The organism is Pseudomonas sp. GW821-FHT09H03 (assembly GCF_059415945.1).
Genome location: NZ_JBWKOF010000002.1, coordinates 395062 through 409127 on the forward strand (window position 1 = coordinate 395062; position 14066 = coordinate 409127).

14 protein-coding genes are annotated in these 14066 nt (G+C 59.1%); 12 read left to right on the forward strand and 2 right to left on the reverse strand.

Annotation, left to right across the window (positions count from 1 at the left end; all coding sequences use genetic code 11):
• Nucleotides 1-7 precede the first annotated feature (7 nt).
• Nucleotides 8-433, reverse strand: a complete 426-nt coding sequence (locus AC07OG_RS04440) for a DUF4399 domain-containing protein (protein ID WP_060543973.1) — start codon at nt 431-433, stop codon at nt 8-10.
• A 137-nt stretch (nt 434-570) separates the two neighbouring features.
• Here AC07OG_RS04440 and AC07OG_RS04445 point away from each other — a divergent pair, with 137 nt between their 5' ends.
• Nucleotides 571-1158, forward strand: coding sequence for a transporter substrate-binding domain-containing protein (locus AC07OG_RS04445; protein ID WP_495066311.1), 588 nt, complete (start codon nt 571-573; stop codon nt 1156-1158).
• 64 nt (nt 1159-1222) lie between these two features.
• On the opposite strand, the gene epsC is transcribed toward AC07OG_RS04445, so the two are convergent.
• Nucleotides 1223-2149 carry a serine O-acetyltransferase EpsC gene (epsC, locus tag AC07OG_RS04450; RefSeq protein WP_060543971.1) on the reverse strand — a complete coding sequence of 309 codons (927 nt, stop codon included), beginning with the start codon at nt 2147-2149 and terminating at the stop codon, nt 1223-1225.
• Nucleotides 2150-2339: 190 nt separating this feature from the next.
• On the opposite strand from epsC, the gene AC07OG_RS04455 reads away from it, so the two are divergent.
• The 11 genes from AC07OG_RS04455 (at nt 2340) to AC07OG_RS04505 (ending at nt 13873) form a co-directional block, all read left to right on the forward strand.
• The gene (locus AC07OG_RS04455; protein WP_060543970.1) at nt 2340-3332 is read left to right on the forward strand and encodes a D-cysteine desulfhydrase; all 993 of its coding nucleotides are present in this window, start codon (nt 2340-2342) and stop codon (nt 3330-3332) included.
• A gap of 274 nt (nt 3333-3606) precedes the next feature.
• Nucleotides 3607-4407 carry a cystine ABC transporter substrate-binding protein gene (tcyJ, locus tag AC07OG_RS04460; RefSeq protein WP_060543969.1) on the forward strand — a complete coding sequence of 267 codons (801 nt, stop codon included), beginning with the start codon at nt 3607-3609 and terminating at the stop codon, nt 4405-4407.
• Nucleotides 4407-5072, forward strand: coding sequence for a cystine ABC transporter permease (gene tcyL, locus AC07OG_RS04465; RefSeq protein WP_060543968.1), 666 nt, complete (start codon nt 4407-4409; stop codon nt 5070-5072). The genes tcyJ and tcyL overlap by 1 nt, the downstream gene beginning before the upstream one ends.
• A gap of 4 nt (nt 5073-5076) precedes the next feature.
• On the forward strand, nt 5077-5832 hold the full coding sequence (gene tcyN / locus AC07OG_RS04470) for an L-cystine ABC transporter ATP-binding protein TcyN (protein ID WP_495066360.1): 756 nt from the start codon (nt 5077-5079) through the stop codon (nt 5830-5832).
• Between the two features lie 472 nt (nt 5833-6304).
• Nucleotides 6305-7066 (forward strand): hypothetical protein, encoded by a 762-nt coding sequence (locus AC07OG_RS04475; RefSeq protein WP_495066312.1) that lies wholly within the window; start codon nt 6305-6307, stop codon nt 7064-7066.
• A 240-nt stretch (nt 7067-7306) separates the two neighbouring features.
• Nucleotides 7307-8548, forward strand: a complete 1242-nt coding sequence (locus AC07OG_RS04480; protein WP_495066313.1) for an SfnB family sulfur acquisition oxidoreductase — start codon at nt 7307-7309, stop codon at nt 8546-8548.
• Nucleotides 8549-8586: 38 nt separating this feature from the next.
• Entirely contained in the window at nt 8587-9780 is a 1194-nt protein-coding gene (locus AC07OG_RS04485) for an SfnB family sulfur acquisition oxidoreductase (RefSeq protein ID WP_495066314.1), read from the forward strand.
• The gene (locus AC07OG_RS04490; RefSeq protein ID WP_495066315.1) at nt 9780-11171 is read left to right on the forward strand and encodes an LLM class flavin-dependent oxidoreductase; all 1392 of its coding nucleotides are present in this window, start codon (nt 9780-9782) and stop codon (nt 11169-11171) included. The genes AC07OG_RS04485 and AC07OG_RS04490 overlap by 1 nt, the downstream gene beginning before the upstream one ends.
• 134 nt (nt 11172-11305) lie before the next feature.
• The gene (locus AC07OG_RS04495; RefSeq protein WP_218424144.1) at nt 11306-12115 is read left to right on the forward strand and encodes a MetQ/NlpA family ABC transporter substrate-binding protein; all 810 of its coding nucleotides are present in this window, start codon (nt 11306-11308) and stop codon (nt 12113-12115) included.
• Between the two features lie 2 nt (nt 12116-12117).
• On the forward strand, nt 12118-13239 hold the full coding sequence (locus AC07OG_RS04500; protein ID WP_495066316.1) for a methionine ABC transporter ATP-binding protein: 1122 nt from the start codon (nt 12118-12120) through the stop codon (nt 13237-13239).
• Nucleotides 13229-13873: a methionine ABC transporter permease gene (locus AC07OG_RS04505; RefSeq protein WP_060543960.1), complete on the forward strand. Its 645-nt coding sequence runs from the start codon at nt 13229-13231 to the stop codon at nt 13871-13873. Before AC07OG_RS04500 ends, AC07OG_RS04505 begins: the two co-directional genes overlap by 11 nt.
• The last annotated feature ends 193 nt before the right edge of the window (nt 13874-14066 follow it).

Genomic DNA, 14066 nt, shown 5'->3' on the forward strand with positions numbered 1-14066 from the left:
TGCAACGTCATTTAACGTTTACAGTGATTTTTTCAGAGACGATCGGCGGATCGAACGGCAGATGGTTGCGGTCGCCCAGTTCCAGTTGCAAGGTGTGCTTGCCCGGCGTCAGCGTGATTTCAGCCTGGGTCTGCGCCTTGCCGAAGTGCAAATGATTGGCATCGTTCGGAATCGGCTGACCGGCCGCAGGCAATTCGTCGACATCGATCAGCAAGTGATGGTGGCCGGTGTTCTTGGTGGGATCACCCGCTGGTGCCAGCGCAATGTCCTTTACGGCGAATTTGACGACGACAGTCTGCGGTACCGTCGCACCGTCCGCAGGCGCAACGATGGACACTTCAGCCCCCTCGGGGGCCTGGGTCGCCGCACTGGCCAATACCGAAACACCCATCAGCAGGCCAGCCATGGCCGAACGTGACATAAAGCTTTTCATTATCTTCTCCAGTTTTTTTCCGTAAAATCCGTGTGGTCATCACAACTTAATGACCATTTGTTGTCGAAGGCACTCGACAACCATAGCAAAGCGAGCCTGAATCAATGGGTCTCGATAATAATTTCAAAGGAGTGACCATGCGATTTCTGCCTGGCCTGATCTGCCTGCTACCCCTTTTGAGCCCATTGGCTCATGCCGAACTGATTGACGACGTCAACGACCGAGGCGAACTGCGCATTGCCGTTGAAGCCGATACCCCGCCTTTCAGTTTCAAGGAAGACGGCAAACTCACCGGATTCGAAGTCGAGCTCGGTCAACTGCTGGCCAGCGAACTGGATGTGCGGGCTGACTTTGTCGTCACCGACGGCAGCGACCTGTTGACCGGGGTCGAAAGTGGCAAGTACGACGTCGCCCTCAATCACATATCACAGACCCCACAACTAAAGGATCGTTTCGACTTCAGCGAACCTTATAGTCAGGTCAATGAGCAAATGTTGGCGAATAAGGACGAACAACCACGGCCGCTGGTATTGGTGCAGGCACTGACCGAAGAAAAACCCAAGGTCGGGCTGCCGGTGGACCTGGTGATTCCATTCCAGAAAGGCAATCCGGCTTTCCATGCCAGCCTGGAACATGCGCTACAGCGCATCAAGGACGATGGGCGACTGCAGGCCCTGTCGCAGAAGTGGCTGAGTGGCGAGGCGAGTATGGCGCCGAAGCCCTGACCCACGCAGCCCCCGGCGTGGACCATGTCGAGATGCGCCGGGGCCGTTGAAAAGAAATCGGAGCTTATTTCTGCGCCCCATCGTCATGCTGCAGGTTTGCCTGAGTCAGGTTGCTGCCCGCCGGCACGCTGCGGGTCAGCCAGACGTTACCGCCGATGGTCGAACCCTTGCCAATGGTGATCCGCCCCAGAATCGTCGCCCCGGCATAGATCACCACATCATCCTCGACAATCGGATGGCGAGGCTGGCCCTTCTGCAACTGACCGTCTTCATCTGCCGGAAAACGCTTGGCGCCCAGAGTGACCGCCTGATAAATCCGCACGCGCTCGCCAATGATTGCCGTCTCGCCGATCACCACGCCGGTACCGTGGTCGATGAAGAAGCTGCGGCCGATCTGCGCGCCGGGGTGAATATCGATGCCGGTTGCCGAGTGCGCGATTTCCGCACTGATCCGCGCCAGTAACGGCAACCCGGCCCGATATAAATGATGAGCCAGACGATGGTGAATCACCGCCAGAATCCCCGGGTAGCACAACAGCACTTCATCAACGCTGCGCGCCGCCGGGTCACCGTGATAGGCCGCCAGCACGTCGGTGTCCAACAGGCTGCGCAAGCCGGGCAGGGCGAGAGCGAAGTCCTGGATGATCTGGATGGTTTTGGCCTCGACTTCAGTCTCGACCTCGGCGCTGTGCCGCGCTGCATAGCGCAACTCGAGCCGTGCTTGGGCAAGCAAGGCATTCAACGCCACATCAAGGGTGTGGCCGACGTAGAAATCTTCACTCTCCTCACGCAGGTCCACCGGCCCCAGACGCATCGGGAACAACGCACCGCACAAGGCTTCGAGAATTTCCGCCATGGCCGCTCGGGAAGGCAGCTCGCGACCACCCTGCTCACCGCTGGCCCGGCCGTTTTGCGCACGCCACTGTTCACGTGCGGTGCGCAGTTGGCTGACGATGGTCTGCAATTGCCAATGGCTGGAACGCTCACTCACGGTAAAAACTCCTTTAGGGCGGCCGGACTGTCTGGCCACGCTGTCGGCGCCTACTTTACGGCAAGGGCTGTCGAGCAAATTAAGAACCAATTGTGCTGTGTTCAGTACGATTGGCTATAAGCGATTGGCGGTTGCCCCGAGATAGGGGCGTGCCTATAGTCCTGACATCTTCCACCGCCAGTACGGACCCATGATTAAACAACAGCTTGCCCGTTTTCACCGTCTCGACCTGCTCGGTCAGCCTACCGCCCTGGAAAAACTCGAACGCCTGTCGACCTGGCTTGGCCGGGATCTGTATGTCAAACGCGATGATCTGACGCCGTTGGCCATGGGTGGCAACAAGCTGCGCAAACTCGAATATCTTGCCGCCGACGCTCTGGCCCAAGGCGCCGATACGCTGATCACCGCCGGCGCGCTGCAATCAAACCATGTACGCCAGACTGCCGCGATTGCGGCCAAGCTGGGTCTGAGCTGTGTGGCGCTATTGGAAAACCCGTTGGGTACTGACGACAGCAATTACACCGGCAACGGCAACCGGCTGTTGTTGGACCTGTTCGATGCGAAGGTCGAACTGGTGGAAAATCTCGACAACGCCGACGAACAATTGCATGCCCTGGCTGCCCGCTTGCGCAACAACGGCAAGAAGCCTTATCTGGTGCCGATCGGTGGCTCGAACGCACTCGGTGCCTTGGGTTACGTGCGCGCCGGGCTGGAACTGGCCGAGCAGATCAAGAACACCGGCCTGAACTTCGCCGCCGTGGTCCTGGCCTCTGGCAGCGCCGGAACCCACAGCGGTCTGGCACTGGCCCTGAGCGAAGCGCTGCCGGACCTGCCGGTGATCGGTGTGACGGTTTCTCGCAGTGAAGAGGATCAGCGACCCAAGGTTCAAGGCCTTGCCGAACGTACCGCAGAGCTGCTGGGTGTAGCCCTGCCGGCAGCTTTCAAGGTTGAGCTCTGGGACGAATATTTCGGCCCCCGTTACGGTGAGCCGAATGCCGGCACGCTGGCGGCGGTGAAGCTCATGGCCAGTCAGGAAGGCCTGTTGCTCGACCCGGTCTACACTGGCAAGGCCATGGCGGGATTACTGGATGGAATTGGTCGCCAGCGTTTCAATGAGGGCCCGATTATCTTCCTGCACACCGGTGGGGCACCGGCGTTGTTTGCCTACAAGGATTTTATGTAAGCGCAAGATCGCAGCCTGCGGCAGCTCCTACAGAGTACGCCGATCCTTGTGTAGGAGCTGCCGGAGGCTGCGATCTCTCCCATGCCTCACCAATATTCATTTATGGAATATAAAAAATCATATTTACCATTTTCCAATCTAACGGTGCCGTCATATAGTCACACCGCAGGCGAATTTGTCGAGAGACGCTAACGTTCCTTTAAGGCACGATGTCGCAGTCGAAATTTGCCAACTTTCCTTAAGCGTCTTCCATAAGAAAACACAGGGGCTTGTCATGAATTTTTCCGCACTACGTCGCAATCTGCTGGTGGGTTCGCTGGGCCTGGCTCTGAGCGCCGGCCTGATTGGCCAAGCAGTTGCCGGTGAGCAATTGCAAAAAATCAAAGACGCTGGCGTGATCAACGTCGGCCTGGAAGGCACCTACCCACCGTTCAGTTTCGTCGACGCCGACGGCAAGCTGGCCGGCTTCGAAGTCGAGTTCTCCGAAGCCCTGGCCAAAGAGCTGGGCGTGAAGGTGAAACTGCAGCCAACCAAATGGGACGGCATTCTCGCGGCACTGGAATCCAAGCGTCTGGACGCGGTGATCAATCAGGTGACCATCTCTGAAGAACGCAAGAAGAAGTACGACTTCTCCGAGCCGTACACCGTTTCCGGTATTCAGGCGCTGGTGCTGACGAAGAAGGCCGCCGAGCTGAACATCAAGTCCGCCGCTGACCTGTCTGGCAAAAAAGTCGGCGTAGGCCTGGGCACCAACTACGAAGAGTGGGTGAAAGCCAATGTGCCGACCGCTGACATCCGCACCTACGAAGATGATCCGACCAAGTTCCAGGACCTGCGTGTCGGTCGTATCGACGCCATTCTGATCGACCGCCTCGCGGCGCTGGAATACGCCAAGAAGGCCAAGGACACCACCGCCGCCGGTGATGCGTTCTCCCGTCAGGAAGCCGGCATCGCCCTGCGCAAAGGCGAGCCTGAACTGCTGGCCGCAGTGAACAAGGCTATCGACAAGCTGCGTGCCGACGGCACCCTGAAAAAGCTCTCGGAAAAATACTTTAACGCAGACGTCACTCAATAATGGAAGCAGCTTTTCAACTTGCGCTGGACTCCGCGCCCTTTCTGCTCAAGGGCGCGTATTACACAGTGATCTTGAGCCTGGGAGGGATGTTCTTCGGCCTGCTGATGGGCTTCGGCCTGGCGTTGATGCGCCTGTCGCGCTTCAAACTGGTGAGCTGGATCGCCCGCATCTACGTGTCGTTCTTTCGCGGCACGCCGTTGCTGGTGCAACTGTTCGTGATCTATTACGGCTTGCCGCAATTGGGAGTGGAACTTGATCCGCTGCCAGCAGCCCTGATCGGCTTTTCGCTGAACATGGCCGCTTACGCCTGTGAAATCCTTCGCGCCGCGATCAGCTCGATCGAGCGTGGCCAGTGGGAAGCTGCTGCGAGCATCGGCATGACCCGTGCCCAGACCCTGCGTCGGGCCATCCTGCCACAAGCGATGCGCACGGCGCTGCCGCCGCTGGGCAACAGCTTCATTTCGCTGGTCAAGGACACCGCGCTGGCCGCTACCATCCAGGTACCGGAGCTGTTCCGCCAGGCGCAATTGATCACCGCCCGCACCTTCGAAATTTTCACCATGTATCTTGCCGCCGCACTGATCTACTGGGTTCTGGCTACGGTGCTGTCGCACCTGCAGAATCAGTTGGAAGCGCGGGTCAACCGGCATGACCAGGAGTCCTGACCCGATGATTGTCGTGGAAAAACTGACAAAGCAGTTCAAGGGTCAAGTCGTGCTCAACGGCATCGATCTAGAGGTCAAGGAAGGCGAGGTGGTGGCGATTATCGGCCCCAGTGGTTCCGGCAAGACCACCTTCCTGCGCTGCCTGAATTTTCTGGAGGAGCCCACCAGCGGCCGGATCAAGGTCGGTGACATCGAGATCGATGGCAGCCGCCCCCTGAACCAGCAACAGGGCCTGGTGCGACGCTTGCGCCAGCACGTGGGCTTCGTGTTCCAGAACTTCAACCTGTTCCCCCATCGCACTGCCCTGGAAAACGTCATTGAAGGCCCGATCATCGTGAAGAAGATCGGGCAAGCCGAGGCCGTGACCCTGGGCAAAAAACTGTTGGCCAAGGTTGGCCTGGCAGGCAAAGAGGACGCTTACCCGCGACGCCTCTCCGGTGGCCAGCAACAGCGCGTGGCAATTGCCCGGGCGCTGGCGATGGAACCGGAAGTGATCCTGTTCGATGAACCGACCTCGGCGCTTGATCCGGAATTGGTAGGCGAAGTTCTTGCGACCATTCGCGGCCTGGCCGAAGAAAAGCGCACCATGGTGATCGTCACTCACGAAATGGGTTTTGCCCGGGATGTGGCCAATCGCGTGGTGTTTTTCGACAAGGGTGTGATCGTCGAGCAAGGTGAAGCCAAGGCGCTGTTTGCCAACCCGAAAGAAGAGCGAACGAAACAATTTCTCAGCAAGTTTCTGAACAACAGCCACAACTAATACACCCTCGCAATAATTGCTAACTTCCACGGACGGAAGTTACAACCCTCTTCAACCACACCATTCACACATAATTAAACCGCACAAACAACAGGCAACTTTTTGTCAGCGCGCGCGGTACATATATATGTTCGGCAGTGTTTTTCCTGAACGCCAGCTGTCGTTAAAACGTCCTGCCTGCGCTTCGTAAAAGTTGGCGCCCGCCCTGATACACAACGGCCTGCCTGGAATAATTCGACGCTTCGCTAGAGTTTATTAACTCCGCCTCGTAGGAACTTTCTGAATAACTTAATAGTTAGCACCAAACTAACAAACCCTATTGACACCTATTGAAGCGCACCTTTATCTAGTCTCCAAACGCGTCAATCATCACGCTCATCATTATTTCAACTCAAAGTAATGAACGGTATTGCTGTTCGAAACTCTCGTTCTTGCGAAACGGACTTCGATGCAAAACCCCAAGGAGACTCCCATGACCAGCAGCTCGAACAAAACCAGGCTTGCAGCGCCAACCCTGGCGCAATCACACAAGACCGTCATCAACACCACCATGGCCGCACACCTGATGATCGACGTGCCGCCCTATCCCTCAATGGATGAAGGCGACCTGATCGAATTGTTCTGGGACAACTGCTACGTGGCCTCCAGAGTGCTCACCGGCCAGGACATCGGTCACCCGGTTCAACTGCGCGTCCCGGAAAGCTTCATCGTCTCTGGCACCTCTCGAATTCACTACCGGGTCATGCAGATCGGTCTGGGGCCTTCGGTATCGGCTGCAAGGCAGGTGCAGATCAAACTCGACTGCCCCGGCGGCCAACCTTCGGCGCTGTACGGTGATGAAAACCAGAGCCTGGCGCCGTTGACGATCCCCGAAATGATCCGCCGCCAGGGGGTCAATCCGAATCAGATCAAGCGCGGTGTTCCATTGACCATCGAGCCCTACCTGAACATGGCCATCGACGACGAAATCACCCTGCGCTGGGGCGATGTACGCATGGACCTGCCACGCCTGAAGGCGGGCGATGTGGGCCAGCCGATTCAGGTTTGGGTACCACCGGCAGTCATCCTCGAAGCCGGTGAAGACCTGCGACTTGAAGTGACTTACTGCATCCTCGACCGCGTGGGCAATAACTCACGCTGGGCGCCCCCAAGAACGCTGAAAATCGGCTGCGGTCCTTGGCTGCACGTCCCGAAGAAAATACCTTTCAGGGCCGCAGAGTCCTTCCAGCGATGACACCGGAAGGCCTCGTGCCCCCCGCGAGGCATGAGGGCCTCCTTCTATTCATATTCCTAAAAGTTAGTTCATAAAAAATTTATACACGTTTAGGGTATATAAACCGGACCACCGGACATTCTTGATTTCGTTCGTCGCACAACGCGACGACGCCATGAGATGAGAGGTAGGTATGGTCCGGAACACAATCACCCCAGTGCAGATCGCCAGGGCATTGCGTGCAGCCAAGGAGCGGCACTGATGTCCAGTCTGGCAGATGCAATCGTCCACAGTGATCTGGACATCGCCCCGCTGTTGTTGCCCGCACAAGTCTTGCGCAACGATGCCCAGGCGCTCAAGGCCGCCCATGAGCTGGCGCAGGTTGCCCGCCAGCAAGCAGCAAAACGCGACCAGCAGCGCAAGTTGCCGTGGTCAGAAATCGAACAGTTCACCCGCAGCGGCCTGGGCAGTATTTCCATTCCCCGTGAGTATGGGGGGCCGCAGGTTTCGTTCGTCACCCTGGCTGAGGTCTTCGCGATCATTTCCGCGGCCGACCCGGCATTGGGGCAGATCCCGCAAAACCAGTTCGGCATTCTCAATCTGCTGCTAGGCAGTGCCACCGAAACGCAGAAAAAACAGCTGTTCAAAAGCGTGCTGGATGGCTGGCGAATCGGCAACGCAGGCCCTGAACGCGGCAGCAAAAATACCCTGGAACTCAAGGCCCGGATCACCGCCGACGGCGATGGTTTCATCCTGAACGGGCAGAAGTTCTATTCCACCGGCGCGCTGTTCGCCCATTGGGTCGCGGTCAAGGCGCTGAACGATGACGGCAAACAAGTGCTGGCTTTCATCCGTCGCGGCACCCCGGGATTGCGCATTGTCGATGACTGGTCGGGCTTCGGTCAGCGCACCACTGCCAGCGGCACCATTTTGCTCAACAACGTGCGGGTCGATGCCGAACTGGTTGTGGATAACTGGAAAATCAACGACTCGCCGAACATCCAGGGCGCGGTCTCGCAGTTGATCCAGGCCGCTATCGACGCCGGCATCGCCCGAGGCGCCATCGACGACGCCATCAACTTCGTGAAAACCCGCGCCCGGCCGTGGATCGATGCCAATGTCGAGCGAGCCAGCGATGACCTGTATGTGATTGCCGACATCGGCAAACTGAAAATCGAGTTGCACGCCGCCGAAGCGCTGTTGCGCAAGGCCGGGCAGGTGCTCGATCAGGTCAGCGCTTCGCCGCTCACCGTCGACTCTGCCGCCAGCGCCTCGATTGCCGTGGCTGAAGCCAAAGTGCTGACCACCGAGATCTCGTTGCTGGCCAGCGAGAAGCTGTTCGAACTGGCCGGCAGCCGCGCTGCCCTCGCCGAATTCAACCTCGATCGCCACTGGCGTAACGCCCGGGTGCACACGCTGCACGACCCGGTGCGCTGGAAGTATTACGCGGTCGGCACCTACCGCCTGAACGGCACCCTGCCCGCTCGCCACTCCTGGATTTAACGACCAGAACACTTTTGACCAGATCTCTGGAGAAGCACATGACAAGTTCTCACCACGTCGCGGTCATCACCAGCGATGAGCAAGCCCTGATCGTCGCCAGCGATCTGGCCGAAGATTTCAAACGCGACAGCGCCCTGCGCGACCGCGAACGCCGGTTGCCGTACCCGGAACTGGAGGTGTTTTCCCGTTCAGGCCTGTGGGGCATCAGCGTGCCAAAAGAGTACGGTGGCGCCGGTGTTTCCAATGTCACGCTGGCCAAAGTCATCGCGCTGATTGCCCAGGCCGATGGCTCGCTCGGGCAAATTCCGCAGAACCATTTCTATGCACTGGAAGTGCTGCGGGTCAATGGCAGCGCCGATCAAAAAAAACGCCTTTATGAAGAAGTTTTGGCTGGGCAACGCTTTGGCAATGCCCTAGCCGAACTCGGCACCAAAACCGCTCACGACCGCGTCACAAGCCTGACCCGCGACGCCAGCGGCTATCGCATCAACGGTCGCAAGTTCTACGCCACGGGGGCTATTTACGCCCAGCGCATCCCCACATCAGTGGTGGATGAACACGGCGTGCAGCAATTGGCGTTTGTCCCGCGCAATAGCAAAGGCCTGACTGTAATCGACGACTGGAGCGGTTTCGGTCAGCGCACCACCGGCAGTGGCTCGGTAGTGTTCGAGGATGTTTACGTTGCCGCGCAAGACGTGATCCCGTTCCAGAGCGCCTTCGAGCGCCCGACCCCGGTCGGCCCGCTGGCGCAGATTCTCCACGCGGCCATCGACACCGGTATCGCCCGCGCGGCCTACGAAGATGCGCTGCATTTTGTGCGGACCAAAACCCGCCCATGGATCGACGCCACCCACGACAAAGCCAGCGAAGACCCACTGACGCTCAAGAGCTTCGGCCACCTGAGCATTCGCCTGCACGCCGCCGAGGCACTGCTGGAACGCGCCGGTGAGTTCCTCGACAACGCCCAAGCCGACACCCATGCCGAATCCGTCGCCGCTGCTTCAATAGCGGTAGCCGAAGCCCGGGCCATCAGCACCGAGATCTCCCTTGCCGCCGGCAGCACCTTGTTTGAACTGGCCGGCAGCCAGGCGACCCTGATCGAACACGGTCTTGATCGTCACTGGCGCAACGCCCGCGTGCATACCCTGCACGACCCGGTACGCTGGAAGTATCACGCCGTCGGCAACTACTACCTCAACGATGAAAACCCGCCACTGCGGGGGACCATCTGATGGGGAAAAAGAAAATCCTGCTCAATGCCTTCAACATGAACTGCATCGGGCACATCAACCACGGTCTGTGGACGCACCCGCGCGATACCTCGACCCGCTACAACACCATCGAATACTGGACCAAACTGGCGCAACTGCTCGAGCGCGGGTTGTTCGACGGTTTGTTCATCGCCGACATAGTCGGCGTCTACGACGTGTACCAGAACTCGGTGGACGTGCCGCTCAAAGAGTCGATCCAGCTGCCGGTCAACGATCCCTTGCTGCTGGTTTCGGCCATGGCGGCGGTGACGAAAAACCTTGGCTTCGGCCTCACCGCCAACCTCACCTACGAGCCGCCGTATCTGTTCGCCCGGCGCATGTCCACCCTGGACCACCTGAGCCGTGGCCGGGTCGGCTGGAACATCGTCACCGGCTACCTCGACAGCGCCGCCAAGGCCATGGGCCTGCGCGAACAGGTCGAGCACGACCGGCGTTACGACCAGGCCGACGAGTACCTGCAGGTGCTCTACAAACTCTGGGAAGGCAGTTGGGAAAACGGCGCGGTGTTGAACGATCCGCAGCAGCGGATCTACGCCCAACCGGAAAAAGTGCACAAGGTCGAACACAAGGGCGAGTTTTATCAGGTCGAGGGCTACCACCTCTGCGAGCCGTCGCCACAACGCACGCCGGTGCTGTTCCAGGCCGGCAGCTCGGATCGCGGTTTGCTGTTCGCCGGGCGCCACGCCGAGTGCGTGTTCATCAGCGGCCAGACCAAAGCGTCGACCAAGGTGCAGGTGGACAAGGTTCGCGCCAGTGCCGTCGAGGCGGGACGCAATGCGGATGACATCAAGGTGTTCATGGGCCTGAACGTGATCGTCGGCGCCACGCCAGAGCTGGCGTGGGCCAAGCACGCCGAATACCTGAGCTACGCCAGCGCAGAGGCCGGCGTCGCACATTTCTCGGCCTCAACCGGGATCGACTTTTCCGAATACGCCATCGACGAGCCGATCCAGTACGTCAAGAGCAATGCCATCCAGTCCGCCACCAAACACCTGCAAAACAACGACTGGACCCGGCGCAAGCTGCTTGAACAACACGCCCTCGGCGGCCGCTACATCACCGTGGTCGGCTCACCTGAACAGGTGGCCGACGAACTGGAATCGTGGATCGCCGAAACCGGCCTCGACGGCTTCAACCTGACCCGCATCGTTACCCCGGAAAGTTATGAGGATTTCATCGAGCTGGTGATACCGGAACTGCAACGGCGTGGGTCGTACAAGACCGCTTACGACAGCGGCACCTTGCGCGAAAAGCTGTTTCAGCAAAAGGCGCTTTTACCTGAACAACATACCGGCTCTCACTACCGACACCAACGCTGTGGCGAGGGGGCTTGCCCCCGTTCGACTGCATAGCAGTCGCAAGCCTGCATACCCGTTTTACCTGCCACACCCATGAATGCCTTTGGGGTCGCTTCGCAGCCCAACGGGGGCAAGCCCCCTCGCCACAAAATGCGTGCCCATATAAACGAACTGACTGGAAAAACATCATGACCAAGAACTACCTCTCTCAACCAGTCAAAGCACTGGCCCTGGCCCTCGGCCTCTTCAGCTCGGTGACCTTTGCCGCCGACGCACCACTGAAAATCGGCACCACCGCGGCCTTCGCCATTCCTCTGGAGGCCGCCGTAGAAGAGGCCGGTAAACAAGGCCTGAAAGTCGAACTCGTCGAGTTCACCGACTGGATCGCCCCCAACGTCAGCCTCGCCGCCGGCGACATCGATGTGAACTACTTCCAGCACATCCCGTTCCTGGAAAACGCCAAAGCCGCCTCCGGTTTTGAGCTGGTGCCGTTCGCACCGGGGATCATCAACAACGTCGGCCTCTACTCGAAGAAATACAAAAGCTTCGATGAGCTGCCCGAAGGCGCCAGCGTTGCCATCGCCAATGACCCGATCAACAGCGGTCGCGGTTTGCAGCTGCTGGCCAAGGCCGGCCTGATCACCCTCAAGCCAGGCGTTGGCTACAAAGCCACCGAAGAGGACATCATCGCCAACCCGAAGAAAATCAAAATCCTCCAGGTCGAAGCCGTGCAACTGGTGCGTGCCTACGACGATGCCGACCTGGTCCAGGGCTACCCTGCCTACATCCGCCTGTCGAAGACCTTCGACGCCGGCTCTGCCCTGCTGTTCGATGGCCTGGATCACAAGGAGTACGTGATCCAGTTCGTGATCCAGCCGAAAAGCAAAACCGACCCGCGCCTGATCAAATTCGTCGACATCTACCAGCACTCGCCGGCCGTTCGTGCCGCACTGGATAAGGCTCACGGCAAGCTGTACCAGGCCGGTTGGGAAAGCTGAGCATGAGCGCTGCCATCCAACGGCGACTGGATATTCCGGAGCCCCATAACGCGGACCACACCGAACTGCACCCGCAGCTCAACCGGGCTCATGTGCGCTTCATCGGCCTGGGCAAAACCTACAACGGCCAGCAGGGGCCGGTGGCAGCCCTGCACGGCATCGACCTGGCGATCCAGCGCGGTGAAGTGTTCGGCATCATCGGTCGCAGCGGTGCCGGCAAGTCTTCGCTGATCCGCACCATCAATCGCCTCGAACAACCGAGCAGCGGCCGGGTGCTGATCGATCAGGTCGACATCGGCGAGTTCGATGAGGACCGCCTGGTAGCACTGCGTCGGCGCATCGGCATGATCTTTCAGCACTTCAACCTGATGTCTGCCAAGACGGTCTGGCAGAACGTCGAGTTACCACTGAAAGTCGCCGGTGTGCCCAAGGATAAACGCGAGCAGAAAGTCCGCGAACTGCTGGAGCTTGTGGGCCTGCAAGCCAAACACAAGGCCTACCCTGCGCAGTTGTCCGGCGGCCAGAAACAGCGCGTCGGCATCGCTCGTGCGCTGGTACACGACCCCGAGATTCTGCTGTGTGACGAGGCGACTTCAGCGCTGGACCCGGAGACCACGCAATCGATTCTCGGCCTGCTGCGCGAGATTAATAAGCGCCTGGGCCTGACCATCGTGCTGATCACCCACGAGATGGCGGTAATACGCGACATTTGCGACCGCGTAGTGGTGCTGGAGCACGGCCGCATCGTCGAGCAAGGGCCCGTGTGGGAAGTGTTCGGCAACCCGCAGCATGAGGTCAGCAAGACATTGTTGGCGCCGTTGCAACACGCATTGCCGGAAGAACTGCAAAGTCGTCTTCAGGCTCAACCACAGTCCACGGACGCTGCCTTGGTGCTGCGTTTGCAATTCACTGGCAGTGCAACGGACGAGCCGGATCTGGCAGCGCTGTTCGCCGCACTCGGCGGTCGCGTGCGCTTGTTGCAGGGCGGCGTGGAACGGATTCAGGGCCATGCGCTCGGTCAATTGCTGCTGGCGGTGAGCGGCTCGGCGCTCGGCGCGGCAGAGTTGCGTCAGCGCGCCGGCAAATGGGCACAACAAGCAGAGGTGCTGGGTTATGTGGTTTGATCGCTTGCTGCAAGGTTTCATCGATACGTTTTTGATGGTCGGAGTTTCATCACTGATCGCGCTGCTGGCGGGCATACCGATGGCCGTGATCCTGGTCACCAGCGACAAGGGCGGCATCTACCAGGCCCCGGCGCTGAACCGCGTGCTGGGCGCTTTCGTGAACCTGTTTCGCTCGATACCTTTTCTGATCCTGATGGTGGCCTTGATTCCATTCACGCGTCTGATCGTGGGCACCACTTACGGCGTCTGGGCAGCCGTGGTGCCGCTGACCATCGCGGCGACGCCGTTCTTTGCGCGGATTGCTGAAGTGAGTTTGCGTGAAGTCGACCATGGGTTGGTCGAAGCCGCGCAAGCCATGGGCTGCCGGCGCTGGCACATCGTCTGGCATGTGCTGTTGCCTGAGGCGTTGCCGGGGATCGTCGGTGGGTTCACGATCACGCTGGTGACGATGATCAACTCATCGGCCATGGCCGGGGCGATTGGTGCCGGTGGGCTGGGGGACATTGCGTATCGGTATGGGTACCAGCGGTTTGATAGCCAGATCATGTTGACAGTGATTGTGTTGCTGGTGGTGTTGGTGGCGATTATTCAACTGGGTGGGGATCGCTTGGCTCGGGGGTTGAACAAGCGATAAGTGATGATGGAAAAGCGATATTTCGCACAGGAAATTCAGCCTTTCCGAAGGCCAATTCGCTTTCCTTTGCAGGACGTTTCCTAGATCATTTCGCTCGCTTGCGCCTGTCAAATCGTGTGGCTAGTCTCGGTCGGTCACTGCTCATCAGTGATCGGGTTTAGTCGCCCGGATCTTTCCAGGCGCACAGTGCCAC